The sequence below is a fragment of the Micromonospora sp. C81 genome, assembly GCF_018070425.1.
Lineage (GTDB): Bacteria > Actinomycetota > Actinomycetes > Mycobacteriales > Micromonosporaceae > Micromonospora > Micromonospora zamorensis.
Map to the genome: position 1 here is coordinate 20072 of NZ_JAGPXS010000034.1, position 15816 is coordinate 35887.

Annotated in this window: 10 protein-coding genes; 7 read left to right on the forward strand and 3 right to left on the reverse strand. The window is 69.3% G+C overall.

Annotated elements, in window-relative coordinates:
• Positions 1 to 303 precede the first annotated feature (303 nt).
• Together KBX46_RS31745 and KBX46_RS31750 are read right to left on the reverse strand one after the other, a co-directional pair.
• The gene (locus tag KBX46_RS31745) at positions 304 to 951 is read right to left on the reverse strand and encodes a DUF4240 domain-containing protein (RefSeq protein ID WP_210795733.1); all 648 of its coding nucleotides are present in this window, start codon (positions 949 to 951) and stop codon (positions 304 to 306) included.
• Between the two features lie 114 nt (positions 952 to 1065).
• Entirely contained in the window at positions 1066 to 1524 is a 459-nt protein-coding gene (locus KBX46_RS31750; protein WP_210795735.1) for a carboxymuconolactone decarboxylase family protein, read from the reverse strand.
• Between the two features lie 87 nt (positions 1525 to 1611).
• Here KBX46_RS31750 and KBX46_RS31755 point away from each other — a divergent pair, with 87 nt between their 5' ends.
• The 6 genes from KBX46_RS31755 (at position 1612) to KBX46_RS31780 (ending at position 14766) form a co-directional block, all read left to right on the forward strand.
• Positions 1612 to 2487, forward strand: coding sequence for a sigma-70 family RNA polymerase sigma factor (locus KBX46_RS31755; protein ID WP_210795737.1), 876 nt, complete (start codon positions 1612 to 1614; stop codon positions 2485 to 2487).
• 231 nt (positions 2488 to 2718) lie between these two features.
• Positions 2719 to 5655 (forward strand): M20/M25/M40 family metallo-hydrolase, encoded by a 2937-nt coding sequence (locus KBX46_RS31760; protein WP_210795739.1) that lies wholly within the window; start codon positions 2719 to 2721, stop codon positions 5653 to 5655.
• A 310-nt stretch (positions 5656 to 5965) separates the two neighbouring features.
• The gene (locus tag KBX46_RS31765; RefSeq protein ID WP_210795740.1) at positions 5966 to 6739 is read left to right on the forward strand and encodes a hypothetical protein; all 774 of its coding nucleotides are present in this window, start codon (positions 5966 to 5968) and stop codon (positions 6737 to 6739) included.
• Positions 6729 to 9419, forward strand: coding sequence for a right-handed parallel beta-helix repeat-containing protein (locus KBX46_RS31770; RefSeq protein WP_210795742.1), 2691 nt, complete (start codon positions 6729 to 6731; stop codon positions 9417 to 9419). The genes KBX46_RS31765 and KBX46_RS31770 overlap by 11 nt, the downstream gene beginning before the upstream one ends.
• Positions 9420 to 9427: 8 nt before the next feature.
• Positions 9428 to 13414 carry a type VII secretion protein EccCa gene (eccCa, locus tag KBX46_RS31775; RefSeq protein WP_210795743.1) on the forward strand — a complete coding sequence of 1329 codons (3987 nt, stop codon included), beginning with the start codon at positions 9428 to 9430 and terminating at the stop codon, positions 13412 to 13414.
• Positions 13415 to 13425: 11 nt separating this feature from the next.
• On the forward strand, positions 13426 to 14766 hold the full coding sequence (locus KBX46_RS31780) for an EsaB/YukD family protein (RefSeq protein ID WP_210795745.1): 1341 nt from the start codon (positions 13426 to 13428) through the stop codon (positions 14764 to 14766).
• Here KBX46_RS31780 and KBX46_RS31785 read toward each other — a convergent pair.
• On the reverse strand, positions 14763 to 15386 hold the full coding sequence (locus KBX46_RS31785) for a response regulator transcription factor (protein WP_210795746.1): 624 nt from the start codon (positions 15384 to 15386) through the stop codon (positions 14763 to 14765). The genes KBX46_RS31780 and KBX46_RS31785 overlap by 4 nt on opposite strands.
• 177 nt (positions 15387 to 15563) lie before the next feature.
• Between KBX46_RS31785 and KBX46_RS31790 the strand changes: the two genes are divergently transcribed.
• A partial coding sequence (locus KBX46_RS31790; RefSeq protein WP_210795748.1) for a hypothetical protein occupies positions 15564 to 15816 on the forward strand: 253 nt, incomplete at its 3' end.

Below are 15816 nucleotides of genomic sequence, written 5' to 3' on the forward strand. Positions count from 1 at the left end.
TACCGCCGCGCCGGCTGACCACCGGTTCGTCGCCGGGCAACGCCTTCACCCAGTTACGAGACATCCCTTAGGACGCCGATCCCACGGGCAATGCCCTGAACAGGGATTTTCGGTTGGTGACCTCTTCGGCTCCGCCAAAGAGGTCACCAGCACAGCTAGACTTGCGCGAGCTTCAGAGTTGCGCTGAGCGTCATCGGCGGTGGGGCAATGGGTCGTGTTGCCCCTCGGACACCAAAGATTTGCTCCGCGGTGCGTGCTGAAATCAACTTCAGCGCGCACCGTCTGCGTTTTCGGGCTGGCAGGTCAGCCGGAGACCGAGTTGCCGACAGACCTCAGCCTTGTCGGTGGGGTCGCCGTCGCGGAGTACGGGGGATCGAGGAACAGCTCGGCCATCCGGGGTAGCCGCCTCCGCATCTCGTCATCGTTGTCGAAGTCGAAGTCCTCACCCATGTCGGGCTCGCGGGCCTCGTCGATGCCGACCGCAACGTGTTCGCGAGCCTTCATCGCTTCGTAGAACTCGTCGTCATCACCCTCCGTGACCTGCTCGTAGGCCTTGCTGGCTACGTAGTTCACCGACTCGGCGAACAGCGCGCCGTCGTCTTCCTCGGTCGCCGCTTGTCGTACCACGGGATGGTCAGCCAGTCCGTCTGGGGAGGACAGGACGCGCTCGTACCACTCGCGCCCGAGCGCGATGACTCCCGCCCGGAAATCGATAAAGCTGTCGTCCGAGCATCCTCCGCCGATCAGGTAGGCAGCCGCCCACACGTCCCAGCGGTAGAGGGCGTCATGGAACTGATCGAACAGCTCCTGGAACTCGAGGATGCGCTCCGATGATGTTGTGGCCAAGCGCGTCACCAGCGCCGCGGCAATGGCCTCACCGTCGTCGCCGGTCCGCCCGTCGAGACCCGCCCCGGCCGACTCCACGACCGCCCAAAACTCGTCAACGTCCACGGCGCGAGAGTCTCCCACGACCAAACGACACAACTCATGCCTGTCGGCCCGGGCACCGGTCGCGAGCAGCCGTTGAAGCGTTCCTGGCCCTGCGTATGCGCTCATGCCCGAGGCTCAGCCCCAGCTCTGGCCGGCCGGTTCCTCGATGGTGCGGTTGATCCGGTTGAAGAAGTTGGTCAGCGCGATCCCCAGGTTGATCGCACCGATCTGCTCCTCAGTGAAATGGGTGTTCACCTCTTCCCAGATCTCGTCGGTGACTCCCTGCGCGCCGTCCTGCAGCCGGGTGGCGGCCTCGGCCAGCGCCAGTGCCGCGCGCTCCGCATCGGTGTAAAACGGCGCCTCACGCCACGCCGCTACGTTGTGCAGCCGCTCGTCGGTATCACCGGCCTTCTTTCCACCGGCGACACTGGCGTAGACGCACGCCGAGCAGCTGTTGATCTGGCTGGCGCGCAGATGGACCAGCGCGAGCAGCTTCGGGTCGACGCCCCCGGCGGCAATCGCCTTCTGCAGGTGCCCGACCGCCTTCCACACGTCGGGGTTGATGGTGTTCTTGTTCTTCAGTCGGTTCTGCATGGCAGGATGCTCTCCTTGCTCGGGGTTACCTCGTGGGGCTGGTGCCCGTCACCCCTATGACGGAGCAGCTCCCAGGGAGGTAACACCATGTCCGGCAACCATCCCGCCGACCCGATCGCCGAGGCCTTCGAGGCGCACCGCGGCCGGCTCACAGCCGTCGCCTACCGCGTACTCGGCTCGCATGCCGACGCCGACGACGCGGTCCAGGAGGCGTGGCTGCGTCTCTCCCGCCAAGACACCGACACCATCCACAACCTCGGCGGCTGGCTGACCACCGTGGTCGGCCGCATCAGCCTTGATCTCCTACGCTCGGGCCGCACGCGCCCCACAGTCCCACTCGACGACCATCTTCCCGAATTCGCCGTGACGCTCGACGATGGTCCGGCTGCGGAAGAGCTCGTGGCGCTGGGCGACTCGGTGGGCCTGGCGCTGATGACGGTCCTGGACTCGCTGCGCCCCGACGAGCGCCTGGCGTTCGTGCTGCACGACGTGTTCGCCGTTTCCCATGGGGAGATCGGCACCATCCTCGGCAGGTCCAATGACGCAACCAAGATGCTCACCAGCCGCGCCCGCCAGAAGGTGCAGGCCGCCAGGCAGTCCGCGAGCGATCGACAGCAGCAACGTGAGGTGGTCGAGGCGTTCTTGGCCGCGGCCCGCGAGGGCCAGTTCGAGCGGCTGCTGGAGGTTCTCCACCCCGACGTGAAGTTCACCGTCCACACCCAGGACGGCCAGTTCGTCACGCTCGGAGCCACCAATGTCGCCACCCGCGCCCAAGTAGGGGGCGGTGCTGCACGAGGACACGCAGCGACCGTCAACGGCCGCCCCGGCGTTGTCTCCTGGGACGAGAACGGTACCCCGCTGTCCCTGCTCGCCTTCACCGTCGCCGATGGCCACATCACCGAGATCACCGCTGTGAACGACCCGGCCAAGCTCGCGCTCATCGACCTGCCAGACCCAGTGTGAGCTCGACGAGGTCAGCCACTCGTCAAGCGGCTCGGTGGGGGCGTCCTCGCGCCGGCGGTCTGGCTATGCCGGCCTGATGGAGGCCGCACGCGAGGTGGGCCACGGCTGCGGCTGTGCTGACGGCACCGGCGGATTCTCAGATGATCCTCAAGATATCCCACTCGGAGGGCCACTGGCGGCACGGCTGGTGTGTGCTGTCGCTACTGATCTTCCCCCTGTTCTGGAGTTTCCATGAGAGATAGACCTACTTTAACCTTGTCCGTCCTGCTCGCCGTGACCCTCGTGGCGACCGTTGCGCCCCCGGCAAGCGCGTCCCCGACCAGCTCCGGGGAGCGCTTCCAGCCGAGTGTCACCTACGACCTGTCGGTGACCGACGCCGAGCGCGACGCGATCCACGCGGAAGTCGAGGCGTTGGCTGGACGTGTCAGCAGCGCGCGGGCGGGGGACGGCACCTACAACCCGCTCAGTCTGGTCGGGGCGATGCTCGACGGGTCGAGCTACGACTCCATCTCCCGGGGTGGCACGGCCGCGACGGAGTACCCCTTCCCGGTCAGCAACACCGAAGCCAACCAGAACGAGTACGACCGCAAGGTCGCTAAGCTCGCCTGGGTGGTCAAGCTGGCCACTGACCTGGGTTTCCCGGTGGTCGTCCAACGCCAAGCCGACAAGTACGTCTACGCGGAGATCGGTGACCCAGACGCCCCGGAAATGGTCATGGCGTTGAGTCACCTCGACTCGCCGACGTCTTCCGTTTCGCCGGCGCAGCTGGCGCGCTGGCGGGACGCCGACGGCAACCTCGGCACTCCTGGTGCCTACCACTCGCCCTATGTCCAGGACGGCTGGGTCTACGGGGCGGGCATTCAGGACGACAGCGGTCCGACGCTGGCGACGCTGCTCGCGGCCAAGGCGCTGCTCAAGGCGGGGTTGCCCCTCGACCGACGCATCCGCATCGTCATGGGAATCTACGAAGACGGCGGTCCCGGCACGCCCACGGCGGCGAACACCGCCAATTTCCAGTCCATCCCGTACAACTCGAACCCGAGCTTCTACGACAACTGGGCCTACAAGAACCTCAATCGGGAAGAAACCCCGATCGCGGCCTACACCTCCGACTCGCGGTTCCCGGTCATCGTCGGCAACTCCGGATCGGTGACCCCGGCGGTGTCGATGAGCTTGTCCGCGGACAGCGCCAAGGCCTTCCGGCTGACGGATGCCACGGCCGGCGTCACCCTGCGCGAAGGTGACCCGACGCTCAAGGACATCGCCTACGGCAGCACCACGCAGATCGCCTCGCGGGCGATCTTCACCCTCGACGTGGCGGGGGCCGGCTCCGCCGAGCGCGACCGGTTCGTGTCGGCGATCGTCGCCGCCGCGACCACGAAGGGTTGGCTCCCGGCTGCTTCCGGCACCACGCCCAAGGTTCAGACCACGATCAGCGGCGACTCGCTGACGCTGGAGATCAACACCGATGTGGCGATGGAGATGCCGACCCCGCAGTACGGCAAGAACGCCGTCGTGTGGGGGATGTTCCTCCTCTCCAAGGGGCTCGGCTCCTTGGGAGACACGGCCGCCGACATGCAGTTGAAGAAGGCCGCCGACGGCATCGCCGACCTGTTCTTCCGCGACGGTGTCGAAGGCGAGGCCTACATCGGGAAGTACATGGGCATCCCGGCGAACCTGTTGCGCAACGCGAGCAACGGCACGCCGAACCTGACCTTCGCCCTCATGGGAAACATCAACTCAGAGACCCCGACGCGCTTCTACACGGACGCCTCCGGCAGCCTCAGCATGCCGATGTACGTGCGCAGCATGCACCTCAACGCGGCTGACTCCGGCCAGGCGACGGCGGCGGTCACGGACGCCTTCCAGTCGAAGGGGTTCACCATCGGCAGCCTTGGCTCGCCCATCGGCGCCGGGTTGTACGTCACTCACGACAACCCGCTGACGGCTCTTCAGTTCGGGAGCTACCAGGCCTCCATCGACCACAGCCCGCAGGAGTTCGCGGATCCGTATTCCCTCCGGGACGTGGTGTACCCACAGGGCACCACCGGTGGCACGCTGGCCAGCAACTTCCGCAACAAGATGACTGCCTTCGGCGCCGTCATCCCGGGTAACGAGCGCTGGTGGCACACGGCCAACGAGCGGATGAAGGTCGACTCGGCAGTGCAGATGACCAAGATCATGGCCGACGGCATGTTGGAGATGGCCCGCTACTCCGGGCCCGCCGGCGCCAAGTTCATGTGGGCGGACATGCCGGGGCTGAACGCCGACCGCGCGGACCTCGACCTGCTCGACGTCACGATCGGAACCTACAAGGACGCGTCTCCGGCTGTCGGCGCGAACCAGTTGGGCAGCCAAGCCCTGCTCGGCGCCACCTCGTTCAACATCCCGATGTGGAACGGGCGCGGCAACACGGCCCCGACGCAGGCGGCCTTCGCACTGGGCCACGAGCCGGGAGGGGTCTACCTGCCCCTCAACGACGCCGAGTACCTGAACAACTCGTACGTGGCGCCGATGCGTCTGGAGTTCAAGGTGGAGCGCCCCGACCACATGTCGGACGCGGCTTGGGCGAAGTTCGTCGCCGGAGGCTACGGCGGCTTCCAGTTCAACATCCTCGTCGGCGGCGCGGTTGTGCCGCTGGCCGTTCCCGCAGGGCAGAGCGCGGACAAGTACTTCTCCTCGCGCATCTCGGCCACCAACCCCAACGCCATCTACCTGTCGGTCAACCTCGCGATCACCGATGCGCCGTACGCCGGGGTGAAGCCCGTCCTCGCGGATTCCAAGACGGACCTGTACAAGCTCAACCCGACGTACCTGGCCTCCAACCCGGATCCGTTCCCGGGGCGCGGTGCCGTCGAACAGCGGGGCTTCTTCGTGTTCGGTGATGGGCAGAAGAACGCGGAGTTCTCGTCACCCGACGCCGTCTACGTGACGGTCGCCAACGCGGCCGTCGACGCGAAGCCGTCGGCCGTGGTCAAGAAGCTGAAGGGCAACACCAACGAGTTGACCATCACGGTGAAGCAGACCCGCATCGACGGCAGCGAGTCTGCTGTGACGGGCACGTTCACCATCAACAACAACGCTGCTGGCACTTACACCGTCGGCGATTACAAGGTGTACGTCGACACCAAGGGCAACACCCAGGTGCGGTCGATCTCCATCGTGTGACGCCTGTGACGCGGAAGTTCAGCACGCACCAGAGGACACGCGCGGTGGCACGACGCCTCGACTCGGGGTAAGTGCCAACGGGGTGCGAGGCACATTGACAATGGAGTGGGGCCATTACCACCGGTAATGGCCCCACTCCATTGCGCGTCACTGCGCGGGCTGGTACGCCAGCCGTTGGAGCTTTCGCTGCTTGACCCTGCCACGCGGGTGGACCGGCACATGTCCCCTGTTCGCGGGGCTTGGCCGCGTCCCCGCAGCGTGCGCGATGATCCGGGTCAGCTACACACCGGCAAGCCGAGCGCGGAGCAGCATGACTGGGGCAACGAGAACTGAACATCCGGCCGGGCCGGACGTCGAGCACCGGGCGTCCGAGGAGCTCAGCCGGCGCGGCCAGTTCGTCCGGGCCTTCGTCGAACACGCGGCCGAGCGCCCGGCGAGTGAGCGGAGGACCGTCCGGCTGCCGACGCTGATCACCGTGACCGCGCTGGTAGCGGTGGGCGCCGTCGTCGTCGGGGTGTTCTGGCACCTGGTCAAGCCGATGAGCCCCGCCCAGAAGGCGGCTTTCAAGGGCAAGGCGCCGGCCAGCTCGGCCCCGCCGGTCGCGGGCTTCACCGGGGTCGCCGGCTGGGACTGCGAGGCGCGTGCCGACCGCGGGTTCGACGCCCAGGGCCGCACCGCGCAGTGGCGGACGATCGGCACCGGCGGCTGGAAGCAGGACGGCTGCCGCGGCACGTTCCAGACGCTGCCCCTGCCCACCGCGGAGCAGACCCAGCCGCAGACGGCGACATGGTCGTTCAGCACCGGCGAGCGCATCACCTCCTGCCAGGTCGGCGTCTACGTGCCGGCGGTGCCCGGAACCACACTCGCCGACGGCGTCAAATACACGATCACCACCGGGACCTCCGGCACGCCGTACGCCAACTTCACTGTTGACCAGCGCAAGGCCGCCGGGACCTGGGTCGGCGTCGGGACCTTCCCGGTGCACCGCAACCAGATCGCCGTGCGGCTCGACGCGCAGGACGCCTCCGGGGCAAAGCAGGCGCGGATCGTCCTGGCCCAGGTGCGGGCGAACTGTGCGTCCTGAGGTGGCCGCCGCCAAGATCGAACGGGTCTCCACCCGGGCGTGGAGCCGGCACCGCACGATCGGTGCGGCCGTGCGCGCCGCCAAGCCGGGCACTGTTGTGGCGGTGGCGGCCGGCACCTACCGCGAGTGCCTCGTGTTGGACGGCACGGTCACCGTCATGGCCGAGAACGTGGACGGTCTGGTGGAGCTGGTCGCGGCCGAAGGGCCCGCCCTGATGGTGCGCGCCGGCACGGTCACCGCGCGCGGCCTGACGATCCGCGGCGATGTCACAGTCACCTCCGGGCACCTGAACCTGGAGGACAGCCGTGTCGCCGCCGGGTCGGTGCAGCTCACCGGCCGTGCCACGGCCCGGCTGACCGGCTGCTCGGTGGACGGCGCCGAGGGCGTCGCGGTGGGCGTGGCCGACGGGGCCAGGCTCGACGCCGAACGGCTGCGGGTCACGGGAGCCGCAGTGGCCGCTACCGGGTCGGCCGTGCTCACACTCACCGACGCCGTGCTCACCGACACCCCGGGGGTCGCGGTCCGCCTCGCTGGGAACGCCTCGGCCGTGCTCACCGGTTGCGACATCGGCGGAGCCGCCGACGCCGGCATCGAGGTCCGCGACGCCAGCGTGCTGCGCCTGTCCGGCAGCCAGGTGCACGACGTCGGCGGCGACGGCGTCCGCGTGCTCGGCAACCTGCCCGGCGACCGCGCCTGGTGGGCGTCCGTGCGGCCCGGACGAGCCGACGACCACGAGATCGCCGAGCCGCCGCAGGGCACCGGCGTCGTCGTGCGTAACTGCGAGATCAGCCGCACCGGCGCGGCCGGGCTCGTCACCGGCGGCACGTCCGGCGCGCTGCTGGTGGACACCACCGTCAACCGGGCCGGCACCTCCGGGGTGCTGGCAACCCAGCACAGCCGGCTGGGCGTACGCAATTCCACAGTGACCGACAGCGTGCAGACCGGGCTCGCCCTTCTCGACGACGCCGAGGTTCGCTGGACCGGCGGCGCGCTGAGCACCGCTGCCGCCAACGGCGTCTTCGCGGTGGGCGCCAGCCGGCTGCTGATGCGCGACAGCGCCGTGACCAACTGCGGATTCACCGCCGTGCACCTGACCGGCGCGGCGGCGGTCACCCTGCTCGACGTCACCGTCGAGGGCACCTCCGAGCTGGGCGTGCGCGCCTCCGGTGCGGCGATCCTGCACGTGCGCGGCGGCCGGGTCGAGCGGGCCGAACTGGGCGGCATCCAGATCGACGAGACCGCCGACGCCCAGCTGCGCGGGCTGACCGTGGCCAGGTGCCACACCGGTGTACGGGTTGACACCCCGCACCGGCCGCTGCTGCAGGACTGCGTCATCCGCGACATCGCCCAGACCGGAGTGGAGGTCGCAGCCGGTGCCGCGCCGGCGATCACGCGCACCGCCGTACGCGGCTGCGGCGCCGCCGGCATCTTCATCGATGTCGACGCCGAGCCGATACTCGACGACTGTGAGGTCGCCGAGATCGGTGGCAGCGGGATAGCTGTCTGGACCGGCGCGCGCCCGTCAGTGCGGCGACTGACGGTCACCGACACGAAGAAGAACGGCATCTATTTCGGAGCGGGCGCCCACGGCAGCATCGCCGACTCGACGTTCTCGCGTACCGGATATCCCGCCATCTACATCGGCGACGACGCCGACCCGGCGTTCCACCGGTGTGCCGTACGCGAAACGGACGAGGACGTCAGCCAGGGCGACCGGGCATCGGCGACCTTCACCGAATGTCACAGCTCGGGGGTCGGCGCGGCGCGCTGGCCCTCGGTCGCCGTTCCGGCGACGGGCGCTGCCCCGGCGACGGTCGCCACCTCGGCGGCCGGCATCGCCCTGCAGCCCGACACCGTCGAGCTGCAGCCGCTGCTCGACCAACTCGACGAGCTGATCGGGCTCACCCGCGTCAAGCAGGACGTCGGGACGATGGTCAAACTGATGCACCTGGTGAAACGGCGCCGCGAGGCCGGCCTGGCACCCCCGCCGATGTCCCGGCACCTGGTGTTCGCCGGCAACCCCGGCACCGGCAAGACGACCGTCGCCCGGCTCTACGGTCAACTGCTCGCCGCGCTGGGCATGCTCAGCAGCGGCCACCTCGTCGAGGTCGACCGCGGCATGCTCGTCGGCGAGTACGTCGGGCACACCGCACCCAAGACCCAGGCCGCGTTCGAGCGAGCGCTCGGCGGGGTGCTGTTCATCGACGAGGCGTACGCGCTGGTGCCCGAGGGGCAGGGCAGCGACTTCGGCCGCGAGGCGATCTCCACGCTGGTCAAGCTCATGGAGGACCACCGCGAGGAGGTCGTCGTCATCGTGGCCGGCTACCCCGACCTGATGCGTCACTTCATCGCCGCCAACCCGGGCCTGTCGTCCCGGTTCTCGCGCACCCTGACCTTCGACGACTACTCCGAGGTCGACATGGCACGAATCGTCGCGAAACAGGCCAAGGACCACGACTATCGGCTCTCCGACGGCGCCCAGGACCGACTGGCCGAGTTCTTCGCCACCATCGACCGCGGCGAAGGCTTCGGCAACGGCCGGTACGCGCGCAAGGTCTTCCAGGCGATGACCGAGCAGCACGCCGGGCGCATCAGCACCCTTGACGATCCCACCGACGAACAGCTCAGCACGCTGGAAGCCGCCGACCTGACCGACGTCGACTTCGACGTCCGAGGCTGAGGAGCCTGATGAGCCGCCTGGCCTTCCACCGGCCCGCCCGGATGCTGTTGCCGCAACTGCCGGAGCAGACGGTGACCCTGCCCAGCCCGCCGGAACCGCCCACCGACAACCAGGCGAACTCCGCGTGGACGCTGATTCTGCCGCTGCTGAGCAGCGTCGGCATGTCCGCGTACATGATCACGTTTGGCAAACCCGCGCTGATCATCATTGGTGTGCTGTTCTTCGTGACCTCCGCAGGCGCGGTCATCGCGATGCGAATGCAGCAGCGCAGCACCAGCGGCCGCACCGCCCGCAAGCAGCGCATCCGCTACCGCCGGCACCTCGCGCTGGCCCGCGACCAGGCCCGCGAGGTCGCCCAGGCCCAACGGACCGTCGCGGCGCTCGCCAACCCCGACCCGCAGCGGCTCTGGTCGATCAGCATCAACCGGCACCGCGTGTGGGAACGACGCCAGGACGACGCCGACTTCCTGCGGGTCCGGATCGGGCACGGGGCCGTACGGCTGGCCACCCCGATCGAGCTCGACCCCAAGATGGATCCGCTGGGCGACTACGACTGGGACTCCATGCAGGCGGCGCACCGCCTGATCGACCGGATGGGCCACCTCGACAACCAGCCGATGATCATCGACGTCGGCAACGCCGGAGTCATCAGCGTCGTCGGCGACCCGGCCCGCACCGACCTGCTCACCCGAGCCCTGCTGTGCCAGATCGCCGTCCTGCACGCCCCCGACGACGTCACCCTGGTGGTCGAGACCGCCAGCTCTGAACACTGGGAATGGACCAAGTGGTTGCCGCACACCTTCGAGCCGGACGCCCGCAGTGACAGCGGATCGGTGTCGCTGGTCGCCGAGGGCCCCGACGTCCTGACCACCTTCCTGCAGGCCGAACTCACCCAGCGCACCGAACTGCAGACCACCCGGCGTAATGGGTTCAGTGGCGATCGCCCCGCCGCCAAGCAGCGGCGGTTGGTCGTGCTCTTCACCGGATTCGCGCCGTTCTCCGAATGGGGCCGCTCCGACCTGATGGCCGCCCTGCTCGCCGGGGCCGGACCCCAGCTCGGCCTCACTCTGATCTTCTGCGGCGAGCGGGAGCTGGACGAGCCCAGCCGGGTCGACCTGCGGATCCGCTTCGACGACGCCGGACACGTGGTCACCGAAGGACGCCACGATCTGGTCGTCACCCCGGCGCTGCGCTGCCGGCCCGACGACGTGTCGCCGTTGCTGGCCGAGCTCATCGCGCGCAACCTCGCGCCGCTGCGGCTCAGCGACGAACGCGAACAGGTCCTCACCCGCACCCGCTCGCTCAGCGAGATGATCCTCGGCACCGACCCCGGTCGCGGCGACGTCACCAGCCGATGGGTCACCGCCGGCGACCCGCGGATGCTGCGCGCGCCGATCGGGGTCGACGGCGACGGCCAGACCGTCGTGCTTGACATCAAGGAATCCGCGCAGGGCGGGTCCGGGCCGCACGGTCTGATCGTCGGCGCCACCGGCTCCGGCAAGAGCGAGTTGCTGCGTACGCTGGTCACCGGCCTCGCGCTGACCCACTCGCCGGAGCTTCTCAGCTTCGTCCTCATCGACTTCAAGGGCGGCGCGGCGTTCGCGCCGCTGCAGGGCCTGCCCCACGTCTCCGGGCTGATCACCAACCTCGCCGACGACGCCGCCATGATCGACCGGGTGCTCGCCGCCCTGATGGGCGAACAGCAGCGCCGTCAGCGGATCCTGCGTGACGCCGGCAACGTCGACACCGTCCGCGAATACCAGATTCGCCGCGCAGCCGGCGCCGCCGCACTCGACGGCACCCCGCTCGAACCGCTGCCCACGCTGCTCATCGTGGTCGACGAGTTCGGCGAGCTGCTCTCCGGGCGCCCCGAGTTCGCCGAGCTGTTCGTCCAGATCGGCCGGGTCGGCCGCAGCCTCGGCATGCACCTGCTCATGGCCACCCAACGGCTCGAGGAGGGCAAGCTGCGCGGACTGGACTCACACCTGTCCTACCGGATCTGCCTGCGCACCTTCAGCGCCGCCGAGAGCCGAACGGTCATCGGCACCACCGACGCGTACAAACTCCCCCCGATCCCCGGCTCGGCGTACCTGAAAGTGGACGAGTCGATCTACCAGCGATTCCGCGTCGCCCACGTCTCCGCCCCCTACGTCAGCGCGGAGGAACGGTTCAGCGCCGGCCGCGGCGACGGCGCGCTGCTGCCGTTCGACCTGCGCACCTACACCTCGAACGTGCAGGAGCCCGACGAGTCGCAGCTCACCGCCCGGCCCGGCCCGACCGAGCTGAAGATCCTGGTGGACCGGCTGACCTCGGTCACCAGCCCCGCGCACCAGGTGTGGCTGCCGCCGCTGCCCGCCGCGCTCGCCCTCGACCACCTGATCGGCCGGCCCTCCGTCCAAGAGGAACGCGGCTACTCCGCCCACGTCTGGCCGCTGTCCGGGCGCCTCGCCGTGCCGATCGGCCTGCTCGACCTGCCAGTCAAACAGGACCAGGAAACGCTGGTCATGGACTTCGGCGGCACTCACGGGCACCTCGCCGCCGTCGGCGCACCACGGACCGGGCGCAGCTCACTCCTGCGCACGATCATGCTCGCCGGAATGCTCACCCACACCCCCGAGGAGATGCGGTTCTACTGCATCGACTTCGGCGGCGGGACACTTCACCCGTACGCAGCGGCACCGCACGTCGGCACCGTCGCCGGTCGCGCCGAACCCGACTTGGTCAGCCGCACCTTCGCCGAGATGCGCGCACTGATCGTCGAACGGGAACGCACCATGCGCGCCAAGGGCATCGAGACCTTCGCTGACCTCGGCGCCCCGCACGTCTTCCTGATGATCGACAACTGGGGTGCGCTGCGCACCGAGTTCGAGGGCGCCGAAGCCGCGGTCAACGAGATCGCCGCGCGCGGCCTGGGCGCCGGAGTGCACCTGGTGCTCACCTCCGGGCGCTGGAACGACATCCGTCCCGCCCTGCGCGACAGCATCGGCACCCGCATGGAGCTGCGCCTCAACGACCCCAGCGAATCCGACGTCAACCGCCGCATCGCCGCCCGGGTGCCCGCCGGGGTGCCGGGCCGCGGCATCAGCGCACCGGGCGTCTACTTCCAGCTCGTGCTGCCCCGCCTCGACGGCGTCGACTCCGCGGACGGGCTGCGCGAAGCCCAGGAGGACGTCATCGCCCGGATCGCCGAGCACTGGACCGGTCCTTCGGCACCCCCGATCCGGCTGCTGCCACAGCGCATCACGGTCATCGAGCTGCCCACCCTGGCCGCCGCCACCCCCGAGACCGTGCCGATCGGCGTCGCCGAGAACGACCTGCGCACCGTCGGACTCGACCTCACTACCGGCGACCCGCACTTCCTCATCTACGGCGACGCCGGGTCCGGCAAGAGCACCTTCTTGCGTACGTGGCTGACCGGGCTCACCGAACGCATCTCCCCGTACGACATGCGGGTGGTCCTCTTCGACTACCGCCACTCGCTCATGGACGCCGTGGGACCCGACCACCTCGGCGCGTACGCCGGTGACGCCGACAGTGCACGGGTCTACGTCCAGAGCGTCGTCGACAAACTCAAGGAACGGATCCCGCCGCCCGGCATCACCCCCGCCCAGCTCAAAGCCCGCGACTGGTGGGAAGGCACGGAAATCTACGTCGTCGTCGACGACTACGACCTGCTCGCCGGCGGCCCGCAGGCGGTGCTCGCCCCGCTCATACCGTTCGTCCCGCAGGCCCGCGAGGTCGGCCTGCACCTCGTCCTCGCCCGTCGGGTCGCCGGCATGGTCCGCTCCGGCATGTCCGACCAGCTCGCCAGCCGCATCCGCGACATGGGCTGCGGCGGCATCGTGCTCTCCGGCGACCAGCGCGAAGGCGTCATCCTCGGCGACGAACGCGCCGCCCAGCGCCCGCCCGGTCGCGGCGTCCTGGTCCGGCGCGGCCACCCCAACCAGCTCATCCAGACCGCCGTTCCCGTGCCGGCGCTCGAACCCGTCAACTGAAAGGCCGTCGCATGGCGAACGAACACACCCGTGTCACAGTGGTGGGCACCTACCGCAGCGTCGACATCGCCCTGCCGTCGCTCAGCCCGCTGGGGGAATACACCCCCCGCCTCGCCGAACTGTGCGGCCAGGGCGGCTCCGACCAGCTGCCACCCGTCTGGTCACTGGCCCGTGCCGACACCGGGCCGTTCGCCCTTGACATCGCACTGCTGCAGGCCGGCGTCGTCGATGGCGAGGTGCTTTACCTGTACGACCTCGCAGGGGGCACGGTCGACGTCCTCGACGTCAAAGACATCGACGAGGCCGTCGCCGAGGAAACCGAACAGCTACGCCGCAACGGCGTCCACCCCGGGCCTGTCGTGCTCGCCCTCGGCCTCATCCTGCTGATCGCGGCGGCCGTCCTGCTCTCGCTGAGTTACGGCACCGACACCGGTGCGGCTGTGGGGCTCACCGTCGCCAGCATGGCTCTGCTCGGCACCGCCTGGGGGTTGCGCCAACGCCCCACCGCGGTGCCGGTCGGCCTCGTGCTGACCGTCGCGCTCACCGCCGTACCCGGCCTCGCCGGCGCCGGTCTGCTCATCGCCCGTGGCCTCGGCGGCAGCGACTGGGCCTGGGGCGGCGCCGCCATCGGCGCCAACACCGCGATGCTCATGGCGATCGCGATGCTGCCCGAAACGATCTTCGTCGCGGCCGAGGTATCTCTGCTCGCGGGCGGTCTGACCGTCGCACTCACCGCCGGCCTGGAAGCCGACACCGTCGAATCCGCCGCGATCGCCGCTGCGGTCGCCACCGGAATGCTGGCCCTCGGCCGCCGCATCGCCGCCCTCATCACAGCATGGACGCCCGTGCGGCCCATCCCCGAGCTCGTGCACACCTCGGCCCGGATCCTGCCCATCGTGCTGGCCGGTCCGGTCCTCGCCCTCGCCGTGGCCATGCCCGTGCTGGCCCTCTCCGGACGTTGGTTCGCCGTGATCCTCGCCCTCTTCATCTGCATCGCCATCGCCGTCAGGGCACGCGGAGCGGCGTTCACCACCGAGCTCTACCTTCTCGGCGGGGCGGCAACCATCGGCGTCTTCGGGCTGCTGGTCGCCGCAGCCCGCGCGTACGCCACCTCCGGCGGCGTGGCAGCGGTCATCCTGCTCGGGGCGGGACTGCTCGTCATCGCGGCCGGAGTCGCGATGAGCGTGTTCATGCCGCCAGCCAAGCCACACGGACCCGGCCCCAAACCGCCGATCCGCCGCAGCCGCGCCGAGGCGCTCGGCGTCCTCGCGGCGATCCTCATCGCGCCGCTGACCATGGGCGTCTTCGGCGTCTTCGGCCACCTGATGATGATGGGACGCACGATCTTCTAGCTCTTCACGGACGTTAAGTGGCCGAGCTCGATCGCGCGGCGGGTCAGCTCGGCCTTGTTGTTGGCGTTCAGCTTCGCGCGGATCCGCTTCGCGTACGTGTTGACCGTCGCCTGCGAAAGGCCCATCCGGGTGGCGATCTGCGAGTGCGTGAAGCCGGACGCAATCCACCGCAACGTCTCCACCTCCCGCGGTGCGAGCCCGCCCTGCTCGTCGGCGGGAGAACCCGGCAACTCGGCCGGGAACCGGTCCGCCAGCCGCGGGCACAGGTAGAAGCCACCCTGCGCGGTCACCCGCATGGCCTCCCGCACCGCCTCCTGCTCCGCGAGTCGGCTCACGCAGCCGCGGGCCCCCGCCCGGATCGCCGCCATCAGCCTCGGGCGGCCCGTCCAGTCCGCGCTGACGAGCAGATGCCCGAACGGGGTGGCCCCGCGGACCAGCCCCAGCGTCGACGCGTCCGGCTCCGCCGCATCCAGAACGACCAGGTCGTACGTCGCACCGGCCGGCAGGTCCGTCAGCGCAGCCACCGCTGCGACCATCCGCAGATCCGGATCGTCGCCGGCCAGCTTTTCCAGGCCGGCTCGCCAGATCGGCTGATCTGCCACGACAGCGACTTCCAACATTGCTACCTCCCAAGCCAGGTTCCGCCATAGAACGGCTGGAAGCCCGTGCCGGTTCGAGGACGTCGCAAAGTTCCTCCCGAAACAGCCTCCGACGTCCCCGAACAAGTGTCTTGCCGTCTGCTCTGTCGTCGCTCCTAGTCTCGAAGCGCATGCCCGCCGCCAGTCGAGGAGACCGACGTGCCCACCGAGACCAGCGCCGACGGCACAGTCGTCGACTACGACAGCGACGGCCATCCCGTGCGCCAGCAACTCCCCGACGGAACCGTCTTCGACGGGTTCACCGCTGATGGCAGGCCCACCCACGGGACCCTTCCGGGGAACCAGGACGTCTCCATCACGTACGGCGGTGACGGGTCGAGTACGTGGTCGTATGCGGATGGCACGTCGGTGGATCGGAATGCGGCTGGTGAGGTTACGCGTCAGGTGACGG